General features: G+C 58.6%; 12 protein-coding genes. 8 read left to right on the top strand and 4 right to left on the bottom strand.

The window, feature by feature from the left end; genetic code table 11:
• Positions 1-70 precede the first annotated feature (70 nt).
• From deoA to deoD, 3 genes are all read left to right on the top strand, one after another.
• On the top strand, positions 71-1,393 hold the full coding sequence (deoA, locus tag BM007_RS13185; protein WP_024908263.1) for a thymidine phosphorylase: 1,323 nt from the start codon (positions 71-73) through the stop codon (positions 1,391-1,393).
• A 53-nt stretch (positions 1,394-1,446) separates the two neighbouring features.
• A complete protein-coding gene (gene deoB, locus BM007_RS13180; protein WP_024908262.1) occupies positions 1,447-2,670 on the top strand; it encodes a phosphopentomutase in 1,224 nt (407 codons plus the stop codon).
• An 89-nt stretch (positions 2,671-2,759) separates the two neighbouring features.
• Complete coding sequence (gene deoD / locus BM007_RS13175; protein WP_032649888.1) at positions 2,760-3,482, top strand: purine-nucleoside phosphorylase; 723 nt, start codon at positions 2,760-2,762, stop codon at positions 3,480-3,482.
• A 61-nt stretch (positions 3,483-3,543) separates the two neighbouring features.
• On the opposite strand, the gene lplA is transcribed toward deoD, so the two are convergent.
• Together lplA and BM007_RS13165 are read right to left on the bottom strand one after the other, a co-directional pair.
• Entirely contained in the window at positions 3,544-4,560 is a 1,017-nt protein-coding gene (gene lplA, locus BM007_RS13170) for a lipoate--protein ligase (protein WP_024907397.1), read from the bottom strand.
• A 39-nt stretch (positions 4,561-4,599) separates the two neighbouring features.
• On the bottom strand, positions 4,600-5,244 hold the full coding sequence (locus BM007_RS13165; RefSeq protein WP_024907398.1) for a YtjB family periplasmic protein: 645 nt from the start codon (positions 5,242-5,244) through the stop codon (positions 4,600-4,602).
• A 117-nt stretch (positions 5,245-5,361) separates the two neighbouring features.
• On the opposite strand from BM007_RS13165, the gene serB reads away from it, so the two are divergent.
• The 3 genes from serB (at position 5,362) to nadR (ending at position 9,058) form a co-directional block, all read left to right on the top strand.
• Entirely contained in the window at positions 5,362-6,330 is a 969-nt protein-coding gene (gene serB, locus BM007_RS13160) for a phosphoserine phosphatase (RefSeq protein ID WP_025757501.1), read from the top strand.
• 74 nt (positions 6,331-6,404) lie between these two features.
• A complete protein-coding gene (radA, locus tag BM007_RS13155; RefSeq protein WP_090419145.1) occupies positions 6,405-7,790 on the top strand; it encodes a DNA repair protein RadA in 1,386 nt (461 codons plus the stop codon).
• 35 nt (positions 7,791-7,825) lie between these two features.
• Positions 7,826-9,058, top strand: coding sequence for a multifunctional transcriptional regulator/nicotinamide-nucleotide adenylyltransferase/ribosylnicotinamide kinase NadR (nadR, locus tag BM007_RS13150; protein ID WP_024907400.1), 1,233 nt, complete (start codon positions 7,826-7,828; stop codon positions 9,056-9,058).
• A gap of 54 nt (positions 9,059-9,112) precedes the next feature.
• Here nadR and BM007_RS13145 read toward each other — a convergent pair whose 3' ends face one another.
• The gene (locus BM007_RS13145) at positions 9,113-10,114 is read right to left on the bottom strand and encodes a zinc-binding alcohol dehydrogenase family protein (RefSeq protein WP_090419142.1); all 1,002 of its coding nucleotides are present in this window, start codon (positions 10,112-10,114) and stop codon (positions 9,113-9,115) included.
• A gap of 108 nt (positions 10,115-10,222) precedes the next feature.
• Here BM007_RS13145 and BM007_RS13140 point away from each other — a divergent pair, with 108 nt between their 5' ends.
• Positions 10,223-11,122, top strand: a complete 900-nt coding sequence (locus tag BM007_RS13140) for a LysR family transcriptional regulator (protein WP_090419139.1) — start codon at positions 10,223-10,225, stop codon at positions 11,120-11,122.
• A 91-nt stretch (positions 11,123-11,213) separates the two neighbouring features.
• Here the strand turns inward: BM007_RS13140 and ettA are convergent, their stop codons facing one another.
• Positions 11,214-12,881, bottom strand: coding sequence for an energy-dependent translational throttle protein EttA (gene ettA / locus BM007_RS13135; protein ID WP_003856515.1), 1,668 nt, complete (start codon positions 12,879-12,881; stop codon positions 11,214-11,216).
• 227 nt (positions 12,882-13,108) lie between these two features.
• On the opposite strand from ettA, the gene sltY reads away from it, so the two are divergent.
• Positions 13,109-15,046 carry a murein transglycosylase gene (gene sltY / locus BM007_RS13125; protein WP_090419133.1) on the top strand — a complete coding sequence of 646 codons (1,938 nt, stop codon included), beginning with the start codon at positions 13,109-13,111 and terminating at the stop codon, positions 15,044-15,046.
• Positions 15,047-15,068 lie beyond the last annotated feature (22 nt).

Raw genomic sequence — 15,068 nt, 5'->3', positions numbered from 1 at the left:
TACAGGATCGTAGGGCGGGTAAGCGTAGCGCCACCCGCCACAACTCCCCCGATTCCGCATGGAGGTTACCGTGTTTCTCGCACAAGAAATTATTCGTAAAAAACGTGATGGTCATGCATTAAGCGACGAAGAGATCCGCTTCTTCATTAACGGCATTCGTGATAACACCGTCTCAGAAGGGCAGATTGCGGCTCTGGCGATGACCATTTTCTTCCACGATATGTCGATGCCTGAGCGCGTGTCGCTGACCATGGCGATGCGAGATTCAGGAACCGTTCTGGACTGGAAAAGCCTCAACCTTAACGGCCCGATTGTGGATAAACACTCCACCGGCGGCGTGGGCGACGTAACGTCTCTGATGCTCGGCCCAATGGTGGCAGCCTGTGGCGGTTACATCCCGATGATCTCCGGACGCGGCCTGGGCCACACTGGCGGTACGCTCGACAAACTGGAAGCCATTCCGGGCTTCGATATCTTCCCGGATGACAACCGCTTCCGCGACATTATTAAAGACGTTGGTGTGGCGATTATCGGCCAGACCAGCTCTCTTGCTCCGGCAGACAAGCGTTTCTACGCTACCCGCGACATCACCGCCACCGTTGACTCCATCCCGCTGATCACCGCCTCTATCCTGGCGAAGAAGCTGGCAGAAGGGCTGGACGCGTTGGTGATGGACGTGAAGGTGGGCAGCGGCGCGTTTATGCCAACCTATGAACTCTCCGAGGCGCTGGCCGAAGCGATCGTTGGCGTCTCCAACGGCGCGGGCGTGCGCACCACCGCACTGCTCACCGACATGAACCAGGTGCTGGCTTCCAGCGCCGGTAACGCCGTCGAAGTGCGTGAGGCGGTACAGTTCCTCACCGGCGAATACCGTAACCCGCGCCTGTTCGACGTCACCATGGCGCTGTGCGTTGAGATGTTAATCTCCGGCAAGCTCGCCAAAGACGACGCCGACGCCCGCGCGAAGCTGCAGGCGGTGCTGGACAACGGCAAAGCGGCGGAGATCTTCGGCCGCATGGTCGCGGCGCAAAAAGGCCCGACCGACTTCGTCGAAAACTACGCGAAATACCTGCCAACCGCGACGCTCAGCAAAGCGGTGTATGCCGATAGCGAAGGGTTTGTTTCTGCGATGGACACCCGTGCCCTCGGCATGGCGGTGGTCTCGATGGGCGGCGGCCGTCGTCAGGCGTCAGACACCATTGATTACAGCGTCGGCTTTACCGATATGGCCCGTCTGGGCGACAGCGTTGACGGCCAACGTCCGCTGGCGGTGATCCACGCCAAAGACGAAGCCAGCTGGCAGGAAGCGGCGAAAGCGGTGAAGGCGGCCATCACGCTTGACGATAAAGCACCGGAAACCACACCGACTGTCTATCGCCGTATCACCGAATAGCGGTATACTGATCTGATCGATAATTTTTGAAGCACTACGTACGGAGAACAATTATGAAACGTGCATTTATTATGGTGCTGGACTCATTCGGCATCGGCGCAACCGAAGATGCAGAACGTTTTGGTGACGTGGGTTCCGATACCATGGGTCACATCGCGGAAGCCTGTGCGAAAGGCGAAGCGGACAACGGTCGTAAAGGCCCTCTGACTCTACCCAACCTGACCCGCCTTGGTCTGGTAAAAGCGCATGAAGGCTCTACCGGTAAAATCGCAGCCGGTATGGATGGCAACGCGGAAGTCGTGGGTGCCTACGGCTGGGCGCACGAGCTCTCCTCCGGTAAAGACACTCCGTCTGGCCACTGGGAAATCGCCGGTGTGCCGGTGCTGTTCGACTGGGGCTACTTCTCCGATCACGAGAACAGCTTCCCGCAGGAGCTGCTCGATAAGCTGGTGAAGCGTGCCAACCTGCCGGGCTACCTCGGTAACTGCCACTCTTCCGGTACCGTGATTCTGGACCAGCTCGGCGAAGAGCATATGAAAACCGGCAAGCCGATTTTCTACACCTCTGCTGACTCCGTGTTCCAGATTGCCTGCCACGAAGAGACGTTTGGCCTGGATAAACTCTACGAGCTGTGCGAAATCGCACGCGAAGAGCTGACCGAAGGCGGCTACAACATTGGCCGCGTGATCGCGCGTCCGTTTATCGGCGACAAAGCGGGTAACTTCCAGCGTACCGGTAACCGTCACGATCTGGCCGTTGAGCCGCCGGCGCCAACCGTGCTGCAGAAGCTGGTCGATGAGAAAGACGGTCACGTGGTGTCCGTGGGTAAAATCGCGGACATCTACGCCAACTGCGGCATCACCAAAAAGGTCAAAGCCACCGGTCTGGATGCGCTGTTCGATGCCACCATCAAAGAGATGAAAGAAGCGGGCGACAAGACCATTGTCTTCACCAACTTCGTGGACTTCGACTCCTCCTGGGGTCACCGTCGCGACGTCGCGGGTTATGCTGCGGGTCTTGAGCTGTTCGACCGCCGTCTGCCGGAGCTGATGGAACTGGTGGGTGAAGATGACATTCTGATCCTGACCGCGGACCACGGCTGTGACCCAACCTGGACCGGGACCGACCACACCCGTGAGCACATTCCGGTGCTGGTGTACGGCCCGAAAGTGAAGCCGGGCTCGCTCGGTCACCGTGAAACCTTCGCGGACATCGGCCAGACTATCGCGAAATACTTTGGTACGTCTGACATGGAATATGGCAAGGCCATGTTCTGAATCATGTAGGGTGCGGTCTGATGCCCTCACCCCGGCCCTCTCCCACAGGGAGAGGGTGAAAAGAATAAACAATGTAAAAGGAACTGAAGATGGCAACTCCTCACATTAATGCAGAAATGGGTGATTTCGCTGACGTCGTATTGATGCCGGGCGACCCGCTGCGCGCGAAGCACATTGCAGAAACCTTCCTCGAAGACGTGCGTGAAGTGAACAACGTTCGCGGCATGCTGGGCTTCACCGGTACCTATAAAGGCCGCAAAATCTCCGTCATGGGCCACGGTATGGGTATCCCATCCTGCTCTATCTACACCAAAGAGCTGATCACCGACTTCGGCGTGAAGAAAATCATCCGCGTTGGCTCCTGCGGCGCGGTGCGTATGGACGTTAAGCTGCGCGACATCGTTATTGGTATGGGTGCCTGCACCGATTCCAAAGTTAACCGCATGCGTTTCAAAGACCATGACTTCGCGGCAATTGCAGACTTCGGCATGGTGCGTGACGCGGTTGACGCGGCAAAAGCGCTGGGCGTTGACGCGCGCGTGGGTAACCTCTTCTCTGCTGACCTGTTCTATGCACCGGACGGCGGTGAGATGTTTGACGTGATGGAAAAATACGGCATCCTGGGCGTGGAAATGGAAGCTGCGGGCATCTACGGCGTTGCGGCGGAGTTTGGTGCGAAAGCGCTCACCATCTGCACCGTGTCCGACCATATCCGTACCCACGAGCAGACCACCGCCGCTGAGCGTCAGACGACCTTCAACGACATGATCAAAATCGCGCTGGAATCCGTTCTGCTGGGCGATAAAGAGTAATTCTGTCTCTTCCCTCCCTCTCCCTGTGGGAGAGGGCCGGGGTGAGGGCACCAAACCGCACTTAACGTACGGCCTGCGCAATCCATGCTGACAAATCCCTTAACTCTTTTTCCTGCTCCGGGAAATCCCCAATCAACGCGTCGCATTCCTGCTGCAGCATATCCGCCCGGTATAAACAGCCCTGCAAACGTGCCGCCAGCGCCTCTAACGGTGCCGGATTCAGGCTATCGGTAAACACCTGCGTGCGGGTGATATGGCCTTTCTCCACGTCAAAATGCAGCTCCACGCCGCCCCAGGTAAAACGCTCATCCAGCAGATGGGAAAACGCAGGAGCCTGGCCGAAGTTCCACTCCCAGCTGCTCTGGCGGGCGAAGGTTTCCGCAAAGTTGGGCAGGTCCGGGGTTTTGTCAGGGGAGATCACTTCGGCTTCCACGCGCTCGCCGTAATGTTCAAAGAACGCGTCACGGATCGCATCGCAAATCTGCTCGTGCGTAATCCCCGGCAGCAGCTCCACCAGATTCGCCACGCGCCCGCGCACGGAGGTAATCCCCTTAGCCTGGAGCTTTTTCTTGTCCGGATTCAGGTAGTTCGCCAGACGGCTCAGATCGGCATTCAGCAACAGGGTGCCGTGGTGGAACCCGCGATCCATCGTTTCGCGGTAGGCGGAGCCGGAGACCTTCCGGTCGCCCTCCGGGGTTTTGACCACCAGATCGTTACGTCCGGAAGCTTCAGCCTTCACGCCGAGTGAATTCAGCGCATTGAGGACAATGGAAGTAGAGATGGTTTTGTCGTACTCCGGTTTTCCTGCCATAAAGGTAAAGCAGGTATTGCCCAGATCGTGGAACACCGCGCCGCCGCCGCTGCTCCGGCGCGCAAGGCGGACGTTGTCCTCTTCCATACGCCGGGTGTTGCACTCTTTCCATGGGTTTTGCGCACGACCAATGACCACCGTATCGGCGTTACGCCAGAGAAACAGTACGCGCTGGGTAGCGGGCATCTGGCGGAAGATGCACTCTTCTACCGCGAGATTAAACCAGGGATCGTAAGAGTCAGAGATAAGCAGGCGTAACGTCGTCATGGCAAAGTTCCTTTTCCGAATCGTTCGCCTACTTTATCACTATTCTTTCTTCTCGCTCTCTTCGTCTTCAGGGACGGATTTGCTGGCGGTCAGCAGGAACGGGGATTGCTGCCAGCGCGTGCGTTTGCCGCGAAGCAGGGTGCGCGCCAGCACCACGCCGATGGCGAGTGAAAGCAGCAGCATCAGGCGCAGAATATTGGTGGTATTATCGACCTGTTTGGCTTCAGTGGGCAGGGTGTGGGTATCGAGAGTCAGGCGCAGATAGCCCAGCGGACCATTCTTTCCCTGAATAGGTTCGACGATCTGCTGGTTAAAATAGCCCCCGGCTTTTTTACCGTCCAGCGCCAGCCTGTCGCGCACGTCGACGTGCTCGCCCGCGCGGGCAATCAGGTTGCCTTGCTCATCATAGACGCCGGCATCAAGAATGCGGCTGTTCTCCGTGAGCTGGCGTAAAACCTGGCCTATCCGCTTATCGTCCGGCGTTTCAGTCCGCATGGACGGCGCGACGTTGAGCGTCACCTGGCGTGCCAGCGTGCGGGCCAGCTCTTCAAACTGCGGGTTGCGTTGCCGTTGATGGTTCTGGCTAAACCAGGATGCCCCTTGCATCAGCACCACTAACAGTGCGAGACAGGAGAGGACAATCACGGCGCGATGGAGCCGGAATTTCAGTTTTGCGCGAGCCATATTCCACCTGCTGAAAATTTACGGCTTAATGTTGCCAGAAGTGATGGTTACAGGGTAGCCTCATGCGTTATTTTCCCTCTGCAACCTTCCGGCGCGAACGAAACTACAGGAGCTTTAATGCCGAACATTACCTGGTGTGACCTGCCAACGGATGTCTCTTTATGGCCAGGATTGCCGCTCTCTTTAAGTGGCGATGAGGTGATGCCTCTGGATTACCACGCCGGTCGTAGCGGCTGGCTCCTCTACGGACGCGGTCTGGATAAGCAACGCCTGACCCAGTATCAAAGCAAGCTGGGGGCGGCGATGGTCATCGTCGCCGCCTGGTGCGTGGAAGACTACCAGGTTATTCGCCTGGCGGGCTCTCTGACGCAGCGCGCAACGCGTCTGGCGCATGACGCCGGGCTGGACGTCGCGCCGCTGGGTAAAATTCCGCATCTGAAAACGCCGGGCCTGCTGGTGATGGACATGGACTCTACCGCCATTCAGATCGAGTGTATCGACGAAATTGCGAAGCTGGCGGGCAGCGGCGAGCTGGTGGCGGAAGTGACCGAGCGTGCGATGCGCGGCGAGCTGGACTTCACCGCCAGCCTGAGACAGCGCGTGGCGACCCTGAAAGGGGCCGATGCTAACATTCTGCGCCAGGTGCGCGACGTGCTGCCGCTGATGCCAGGGCTGACGCAGCTGGTGCTGAAGCTGCAGTCGCTGGGCTGGAAAGTGGCGATCGCCTCCGGTGGCTTCACCTTCTTCGCGGATTACCTGCGGGAAAAACTGCATCTGACCACCGTGGTGGCCAACGAGCTGGAGATAATGGACGGCAAGCTGACCGGCCAGGTGATCGGCGATATTGTGGATGCCCAGTACAAAGCCAATACGCTGACGCGTCTGGCGGAAAAATATGAAATTCCGGTTGTCCAGACCGTCGCGATCGGGGACGGCGCTAACGACCTGCCGATGATCAAAGCGGCCGGCCTGGGCATTGCCTACCATGCCAAGCCAAAAGTGAATGAAAAGACGGAAGTGACTATCCGTCACGCTGACCTGATGGGGGTGTTCTGCATTCTCTCCGGCAGCCTTAATCAGAAATAACGGCCTGCTTTGTAGGCCGGGTAAGCGTAAGCGCCACCCGGCTCGCAGGCCGCACAGAAATAACGAGGTAAACCGTGGCGAAAGCTCCAAAACGCGCATTTGTCTGTAATGAATGTGGTGCGGATTATCCGCGCTGGCAGGGGCAATGCAGCGCCTGCCATGCCTGGAACACCATCACCGAAGTGCGTGGTGTGGCGGCTTCGCCGAGCGTGGCGCGCAATGAACGCCTGAGCGGCTATGCGGGCAATGCGGGCGTAGCGAAAGTCCAGAAGCTCTCGGACATCAGCCTCGAAGAGCTGCCGCGCTTCTCCACCGGGTTTAAAGAGTTTGACCGCGTGCTCGGCGGCGGCGTAGTGCCGGGCAGCGCGATTCTTATCGGCGGTAACCCGGGCGCGGGTAAATCGACCCTGCTGCTGCAAACGCTCTGCAAGCTCGCCGAACAGATGAAAACCCTGTACGTCACGGGGGAAGAGTCCCTGCAGCAGGTGGCGATGCGCGCGCACCGTCTGGGCCTGCCGACCGGTAATCTGAACATGCTGTCGGAAACCAGCATCGAGCAGATCTGCATGATCGCCGAAGAAGAGCAGCCGAAGCTGATGGTGATCGACTCCATCCAGGTGATGCACATGGCGGACATCCAGTCCTCGCCGGGCAGCGTCGCGCAGGTGCGTGAAACCGCGGCCTACCTGACGCGCTTTGCCAAAACGCGCGGCGTGGCGATTGTGATGGTCGGCCACGTGACCAAAGACGGCTCGCTGGCCGGGCCGAAGGTGCTTGAACACTGTATCGACTGCTCCGTGATGCTCGACGGCGACGCGGACTCCCGCTTCCGTACCCTGCGCAGCCATAAAAACCGCTTTGGGGCGGTGAACGAACTTGGCGTGTTTGCCATGACCGAGCAGGGGCTGCGCGAAGTCAGCAACCCGTCGGCCATCTTCCTGAGCCGTGGCGATGAGATCACCTCCGGCAGTTCGGTGATGGTGCTATGGGAAGGGACGCGCCCGCTGCTTGTTGAAATTCAGGCGCTGGTGGACGTGTCGATGATGGGCAACCCGCGGCGCGTGGCGGTTGGTCTGGAACAGAACCGTCTGGCGATCCTGCTGGCGGTGCTGCACCGTCACGGCGGGCTGCAGATGGCGGATCAGGACGTCTTCGTTAACGTGGTCGGCGGCGTCAAAGTCACTGAGACCAGCGCAGACCTGGCGCTGCTGCTGGCGATGGTCTCCAGCCTGCGCGACAGACCGCTGCCGCAGGATCTGGTGGTGTTTGGTGAAGTGGGGCTGGCCGGGGAAATCCGCCCGGTGCCCAGCGGCCAGGAGCGTATCTCCGAGGCGGCGAAACACGGTTTCCGTCGCGCGATCGTTCCCACCGCCAACGTGCCGAAAAAAATCCCGGAAGGGATGCAGGTTTTTGGCGTGAAGAAACTCGCAGATGCGTTAAATGTCTTTGACGACTTATAATTACGTATTCGATTTTGCAGGAGGCACCGTAATTTATGTCATCATTTGACTACATCAAGACCGCTATCCGCCAGAAGGGCTGCACGCTGCAGCAGGTGGCAGACGCCAGCGGCATGACCAAAGGCTACCTGAGCCAACTGCTGAACGCCAAAATCAAAAGCCCCAGCGCGCAGAAGCTCGAAGCGCTACACCGCTTTCTGGGGCTGGAATTCCCGCGTATGCAAAAGAACATCGGCGTGGTGTTCGGCAAATTTTACCCGCTGCATACCGGGCATATCTATCTGATCCAGCGCGCCTGTAGTCAGGTGGACGAGCTGCACATCATCATGGGCTATGACGAAACCCGCGACCGTCAGCTGTTTGAAGAGAGCGCCATGTCGCAGCAGCCGACCGTGCCGGACCGCCTGCGCTGGCTGCTTCAGACCTTCAAGTATCAGAAAAATATTCGTATTCATGCTTTTAACGAAGAGGGTATGGAGCCGTACCCGCACGGCTGGGACGTGTGGAGCAACGGCATCAAAGCGTTTATGGAAGAGAAGGGCATTGCGCCGAACTGGATCTACACCTCTGAAGAGTCCGATGCGCCGCAGTTCCGCGAGCATTTGGGCATCGAGACGGTGCTGATCGATCCGAAGCGCACCTTCATGAACATCAGCGGAGCGCAGATCCGCGAAAACCCGTTCCGCTACTGGGATTACATCCCGACCGAGGTGAAGCCGTTCTTTGTGCGCACCGTCGCGATCCTGGGCGGCGAGTCGAGCGGGAAATCAACGCTGGTCAACAAGCTGGCGAACATCTTCAATACCACCAGCGCGTGGGAGTACGGACGCGACTATGTCTTCTCCCATCTGGGCGGTGATGAGATGGCGCTGCAGTATTCCGACTACGATAAAATCGCGCTCGGTCACGCTCAGTACATTGATTTCGCGGTGAAATACGCCAACAAGGTGGCGTTTATCGATACCGATTTCGTCACCACGCAGGCGTTCTGTAAAAAATACGAAGGGCGCGAGCACCCGTTCGTGCAGGCGCTGATTGACGAATACCGCTTTGACCTGGTGATCCTGCTGGAGAACAACACCCCGTGGGTCGCTGACGGCATGCGCAGCCTCGGCAGCTCCGTGGACCGGCGGGAGTTCCAGTCCATGCTGGTGGAGATGCTCAACGAAAACAACGTTGAGTTTGTGCACGTGGAAGAGTCGGACTACGACTCCCGTTTCCTGCGCTGCGTCGAGCTGGTGAAGGAGATGATGGGAGAGCAGGGGTAAGCGTTAACCTCCCTCTCCCTGTGGGAGAGGGCCGGGGTGAGGGCATCAGGCCACTCAATACTCAATCACCACTTTCCCGCGCATATGCCCGTCCAGCACCTTACGGTGCGCCTCGGTAATGCTTTCCACGCTCAGCCCGTGCAGCGTTTCACTCAGCGAGCTTTCCACCACGCCGTTATCCACCAGCTTCGCCACCTCATTGAGGATCTCACCCTGACGCGCCATATCAGTGGTCTGGTACATGCTGCGGGTGTACATAAATTCCCAGTGCAGCGCGGCGGATTTCGACTTCAGCTTGTCCTGGTTCAGCGGACGTTCATTCTCGACGATAGAACAGATATGCCCCTGAGGCGCAATCAGGTCGCTGACCGCATCCCAGTGCCCGTCGGTATCGTTGAGGATGAAAATATAATCCACAAAGGTCAGCCCGTGTTTCGCCAGTTCGCCTTTCAGATCGCGGTAGTTCACCACCACATCTGCACCGCGATCGCGGCACCACTGGGCTGAATCTTCGCGCGACGCGGTTGCGATGATTTTCACCTTGCTGTTGTGCTTCGCGAACGGGATCGCCAGCGATCCCACCCCGCCCGCACCGCCGATGATCAGCAGGGTTTTGTCCGTACCGGCATCCTGAGTGTTCAGCCGTTCAAACAGGCCTTCCCACGCGGTGAGTGCGGTCAACGGTAGCGCAGCGGCAGCCGCCCAGCCGAGGCTTGCCGGTTTATGCCCGACAATGCGCGCATCGATCAGCTGGTGTGTGGTGTTGCTGCCCGGACGGGTGATGTCGCCCGCGTACCACACTTCATCTCCCGGCTTGAATCCGGTCACGCCCGTCCCAACGGCTTTGACGATCCCGCTGGCATCCCACCCGAGAATGCGCGGCGCGTTCAGCCCGTTCCTGGCAATGCCCGCGTGGACTTTGGTATCGACCGGGTTAACGGAGACGGCCTTCACCTCCACCAGCAGATCGTGCTCGCCGGGCTGCGGCATCGGCGGGGTGATTTCAATGAAGGTAGAGGGATTTTCAGGGTTAACGGCAATGGCTTTCACTGACATGGTGTGCTCCTCAATGGCATGCGTTTTGTTGAGGCTAGTCTATTAAGTGGCCAGCTGCATGATAAGATGGACAATCAAGAACTCAGCGTTCGTACAGGATGAACAATCATGTTTAAGCAGCTGCAGGATATGGCGCTTTTCGCGCTGGTGGCGGAGATGGGCAGCTTTACCGCGGCGGCGCAGAAGGCGGAACTGCCGAAATCCAGCGTCAGCCAGCGAATTAGCCAGCTGGAGCAGCAGGTGGGTATCCGCCTGCTCAACCGCACCACGCGCAGGATCAGCCTCACGTTTGCGGGCGAGCACTATCTGGTGCACTGCCGCGAAATGCTGGCGGCCAGCGAGCGGGCGGAGTACGCCATTCAGCGCCTGCGCGAAAACCCGAGCGGGCGGCTGCGCATCACCTGTCCGGCTGGGATTGGGGCGACGCTGCTGGCGCATATGAATGCCGAGTTCCAGCTTCGCTATCCTGAGGTTTCGCTGGACGTGTCGATCTCTGATGACGTGGTGGACCTGGTCGAGGCCGGGTTTGACGTGGCGCTGCGTACCGGCAAGCCGCAGGACTCCTCCCTGATTGGCCGCATGATCGGGCACTGCCCGCGCTACATGCTGGCTTCGCCGGACTATCTGGCGCGCCGGGCGCCGCTGACGCATCCCCGTCAGCTTGTGGAGCACCGCAGCATTACGCATCGGGCGTGGTCAGAGTGGCTTCTGCGAAGCGAGAGCGAGGATTACCGCTACCTGCCGGATAACGCGCACATGACCGATAACCTGGTATACGCCCGCGAATGTGCGATTGCCGGTACGGGGATTACGCTCCTTCCGGCTTTTTTGCTGGAAGATAAGGTCGAGAAAGGGGCGCTGGTGCAGGTACTGCCGGAGTGGAACGTTGAAGGAAACGACCTGTGGCTGGCCTATCCGAGCCGTAAGCTCAACTCACCCGCGCTGATGAGCTATATCGACTTTGCAATGCAGTTTGATGAGGTGAAGCGGTATTACGTGGGTGGGTGATTTTGTGCGGCCTGATGCCCTCACCCTGGCCCTCTCCCACGGGGAGAGGGTACAAACATAAAAAACGGCAACCGAAGTTGCCGTTTTGCTTTTATTTCGCAATACGCTTGTACTTAATACGCTTCGGCTCCAGCGCGTCGGCGCCCAGCGTGCGTTTCTTGTACTCTTCGTATTCGGTGAAGTTACCTTCGAAGAACTCCACTTTACCTTCGTCCTGGTAGTCCAGGATGTGGGTCGCGATACGGTCCAGGAACCAGCGGTCGTGCGAGATAACCATCGCGCAGCCCGGGAACTCCAGCAGGGCGTTTTCCAGCGCGCGCAGGGTTTCGATATCCAGGTCGTTGGTTGGTTCATCGAGCAGCAGAACGTTACCGCCCACCTGCAGCAGCTTCGCCAGGTGCAGACGACCGCGCTCACCGCCGGACAGCTCGCCCACGCGTTTGCCCTGATCGGTGCCTTTAAAGTTAAAGCGACCAACGTAGGCGCGGCTTGGCATCTCGGTGTTGCCGATACGCATGATATCCAGACCGCCGGAGACTTCTTCCCACACGGTTTTGCTGTTATCCATCGCGTCACGGAACTGGTCAACGGAGGCCAGCTTCACGGTTTCACCCAGGGTGATTGAGCCGCTATCAGGCTGTTCCTGACCGGACATCATGCGGAACAGGGTTGATTTACCCGCGCCGTTCGGACCGATGATGCCGACGATAGCGCCTTTCGGAACGGAGAAGGTCAGGTCGTCGATCAGCACACGGTCGCCGTAAGACTTACGCAGGTTGGTCACTTCAACCACTTTATCTCCCAGACGTGCTCCAGGTGGAATAAACAGTTCGTTGGTTTCGTTACGTTTCTGGTATTCGGTGTTGTTCAGCTCTTCGAAGCGCGCCAGACGGGCTTTGCCCTTAGACTGACGGCCTTTCGCGCCCTGACGCACCCACTCCAGCTCTTTCTCGATAGACTTACGACGGGCCGCTTCCTGAGACGCTTCCTGAGCCAGACGCTGATCTTTCTGCTCCAGCCAGGAGGAGTAGTTGCCTTCCCACGGAATACCTTCACCGCGGTCCAGCTCCAGGATCCAGCCGGCGACGTTGTCGAGGAAGTAACGGTCGTGGGTAATCGCCACAACGGTGCCTTCGAAGTCGTGCAGGAAGCGCTCCAGCCACGCCACGGATTCCGCATCCAGGTGGTTAGTTGGTTCGTCGAGCAGCAGCATGTCTGGTTTTTCCAGCAGCAGGCGGCACAGCGCCACGCGGCGGCGTTCACCACCGGAGAGGTTCGCGATTTTCGCATCCCAGTCCGGCAGACGCAGGGCATCAGCCGCGCGCTCCAGCTGCACGTTCAGGTTGTGACCGTCGTGCGCCTGGATAATCTCTTCATACTTGCCCTGCTGCGCGGCCAGCTTGTCGAAGTCCGCATCCGGTTCGGCGTATTTGGCATACACTTCATCCAGACCTTTCAGGGCGTTAACCACTTCGGAAACCGCTTCTTCAACGGACTCACGCACGGTGTGTTCCGGATTCAGCTGAGGTTCCTGCGGCAGGTAGCCGATCTTGATGCCAGGCTGCGGACGGGCTTCACCTTCGATGTCTGTATCAATGCCGGCCATGATGCGCAGCAGGGTGGACTTACCGGCACCGTTGAGACCCAGAACACCGATTTTTGCGCCCGGGAAGAAGCTCAGCGAGATATTTTTAAGAATATGACGTTTCGGCGGGACAACTTTGCCGACACGATGCATGGTATAAACGAATTGAGCCACGTTGGACTTCGCCTCTTTTATCGTAATGAGAAGGAATTTCAGCCTCGAAGTGTAGCCTTTTTCACGGCCTAATCCCAGCCAGGAACGTCGGGAGTGTTAAAACGCGCAAGAAAGGTAAAAAAGTGTCCATGACGTGGCGCGTTGAAGGATGCCTGGTTAGCATAAGTTAATTAGACTTTGACGTGGCAAGACGCTGCAATTGACGAAAAAACAATGAGGAAGAGCTTGTGGAAAAAGCCAAACGGGTGGTCTGGCGTCTGCTGGCTGCCAGCGTATGCGTAATGGCGGTAAGCCAGGCGGTGCATGCCGATTCACTGGATGAACAACGTAGTCGCTACGCCCAGATTAAACAGGCGTGGGACAACAAGCAGATGGATACCGTGCAGGCGCTGATGCCGACGCTAAAGGATTATCCGCTGTATCCGTATCTGGAGTATCGCCAGATCACGGACGATCTGATGAACCAGCCTACCGTCACCGTGAATAACTTCATTCAGGCGAACCCGACCCTGCCGCCAGCCCGAAATCTCCAGTCTCGTTTTGTGAATGAGCTGGCGCGTCGCGAAGACTGGCGTGGACTGCTGGCGTTTAGTCCTGAAAAGCCGAACGCCACCGAAGCCCAGTGTAACTACTACTACGCGAAATGGGCGACCGGCCAGCAGGAAGAGGCCTGGGCCGGGGCGAAAGAGCTCTGGCTGACCGGGAAAAACCAGCCGAACGCCTGTGATTCCCTGTTTGGCGCATGGCGCGCTTCCGGCAAGCAGGATCCGCTGTCCTACCTTGAGCGCATCCGTCTGGCGATGAAAGCCGGTAACACGCGTCTGGTGACCACGCTGGCGGGGCAGATGCCGTCCGATTACCAGACGATCTCCACCGCGGTTATCTCGCTGGCTAACGATCCGAACAGCGTGCTGACCTTTGCCCGCACTACGGGCGCGACCGATTTTACCCGCCAGATGGCAGCGGTGGCCTTTGCCAGCGTGGCGCGTGACGACGTGGAAAACGCGCGGCTGATGATCCCGCAGCTGGTGCAGGCGCAGCAGCTTAATGAGGAGCAAACCCAGGAGCTGCGCGACATCGTGGCGTGGCGACTGATGGGCACCGATGTGACCGATGAACAGGCGCGCTGGCGTGACGATGCCATTATGCGTTCGAACTCCACGTCGCTGGTGGAACGCCGCGTGCGGATGGCGCTGGGCACGGGCGATCGCCGTGGGCTGAATACCTGGCTCGCGCGGTTGCCAATGGAGGCTAAAGAGAAAGACGAATGGCGCTACTGGCAGGCCGATCTGCTGTTGGAGCGCGGTCGTGATGATGAAGCTAAAGATATCCTCCATACGCTGATGCAGCAGCGCGGGTTCTACCCGATGGCGGCCGCGCAGCGCCTGGGCGAGGAGTACACCTTCCGCATTGATAAAGCGCCCGCTAACGCGAACCCGGCGCTGACGCAGGGGCCAGAAATGGCGCGCGTTCGCGAGCTGATGTACTGGAATATGGATAACACCGCGCGCAGCGAGTGGGCGAATCTGGTGACCAGCCGCACCACCGACGAAAAAGCCCAGCTTGCCCGCTATGCGTTTGATAATCACTGGTGGGATCTCAGCGTGCAGGCGACGATCGCCGGCAAGCTCTGGGATCATCTGGAAGAGCGTTTCCCGCTGGCGTACAAAGATCTCTTCGATCGCTATACCAGCGGCAAAGATATCCCGCAAAGCTACGCGATGGCGATTGCCCGTCAGGAGAGCGCATGGAACCCGAAAGTCCGTTCCCCGGTGGGCGCCAGCGGCCTGATGCAGATTATGCCGGGCACGGCGACGCACACGGTGAAGATGTTTAATATCCCTGGGTACAGCAGCCCGTCACAGCTTCTCGATCCGGATACCAACATCAACATCGGTACCAGCTACCTGCAGTATGTGTACCAGCAGTTCGGCAATAACCGCATCTTCTCGTCGGCGGCGTATAACGCGGGGCCTGGACGCGTGCGCACCTGGCTCGGCAACAGCGCCGGACGCATCGACGCCGTGGCGTTTGTCGAGAGCATCCCGTTCTCGGAAACGCGCGGCTACGTGAAGAACGTGCTGGCCTATGACGCCTACTATCGCTACTTCATGGGGCAGAAAGATACCCTGATGAGCGATGCCGAGTGGCAGAGACGTTACTGATCGGCGTGGGTTGTGTTATGCT

The sequence above is a fragment of the Enterobacter sp. NFIX59 genome (assembly GCF_900113755.1).
In the GTDB taxonomy this organism is placed as follows: Bacteria; Pseudomonadota; Gammaproteobacteria; order Enterobacterales; family Enterobacteriaceae; genus Enterobacter; species Enterobacter pseudoroggenkampii.
Note: the sequence above shows the minus strand (reverse complement) of the source record. Positions and strands in the feature narration are given on the sequence as shown.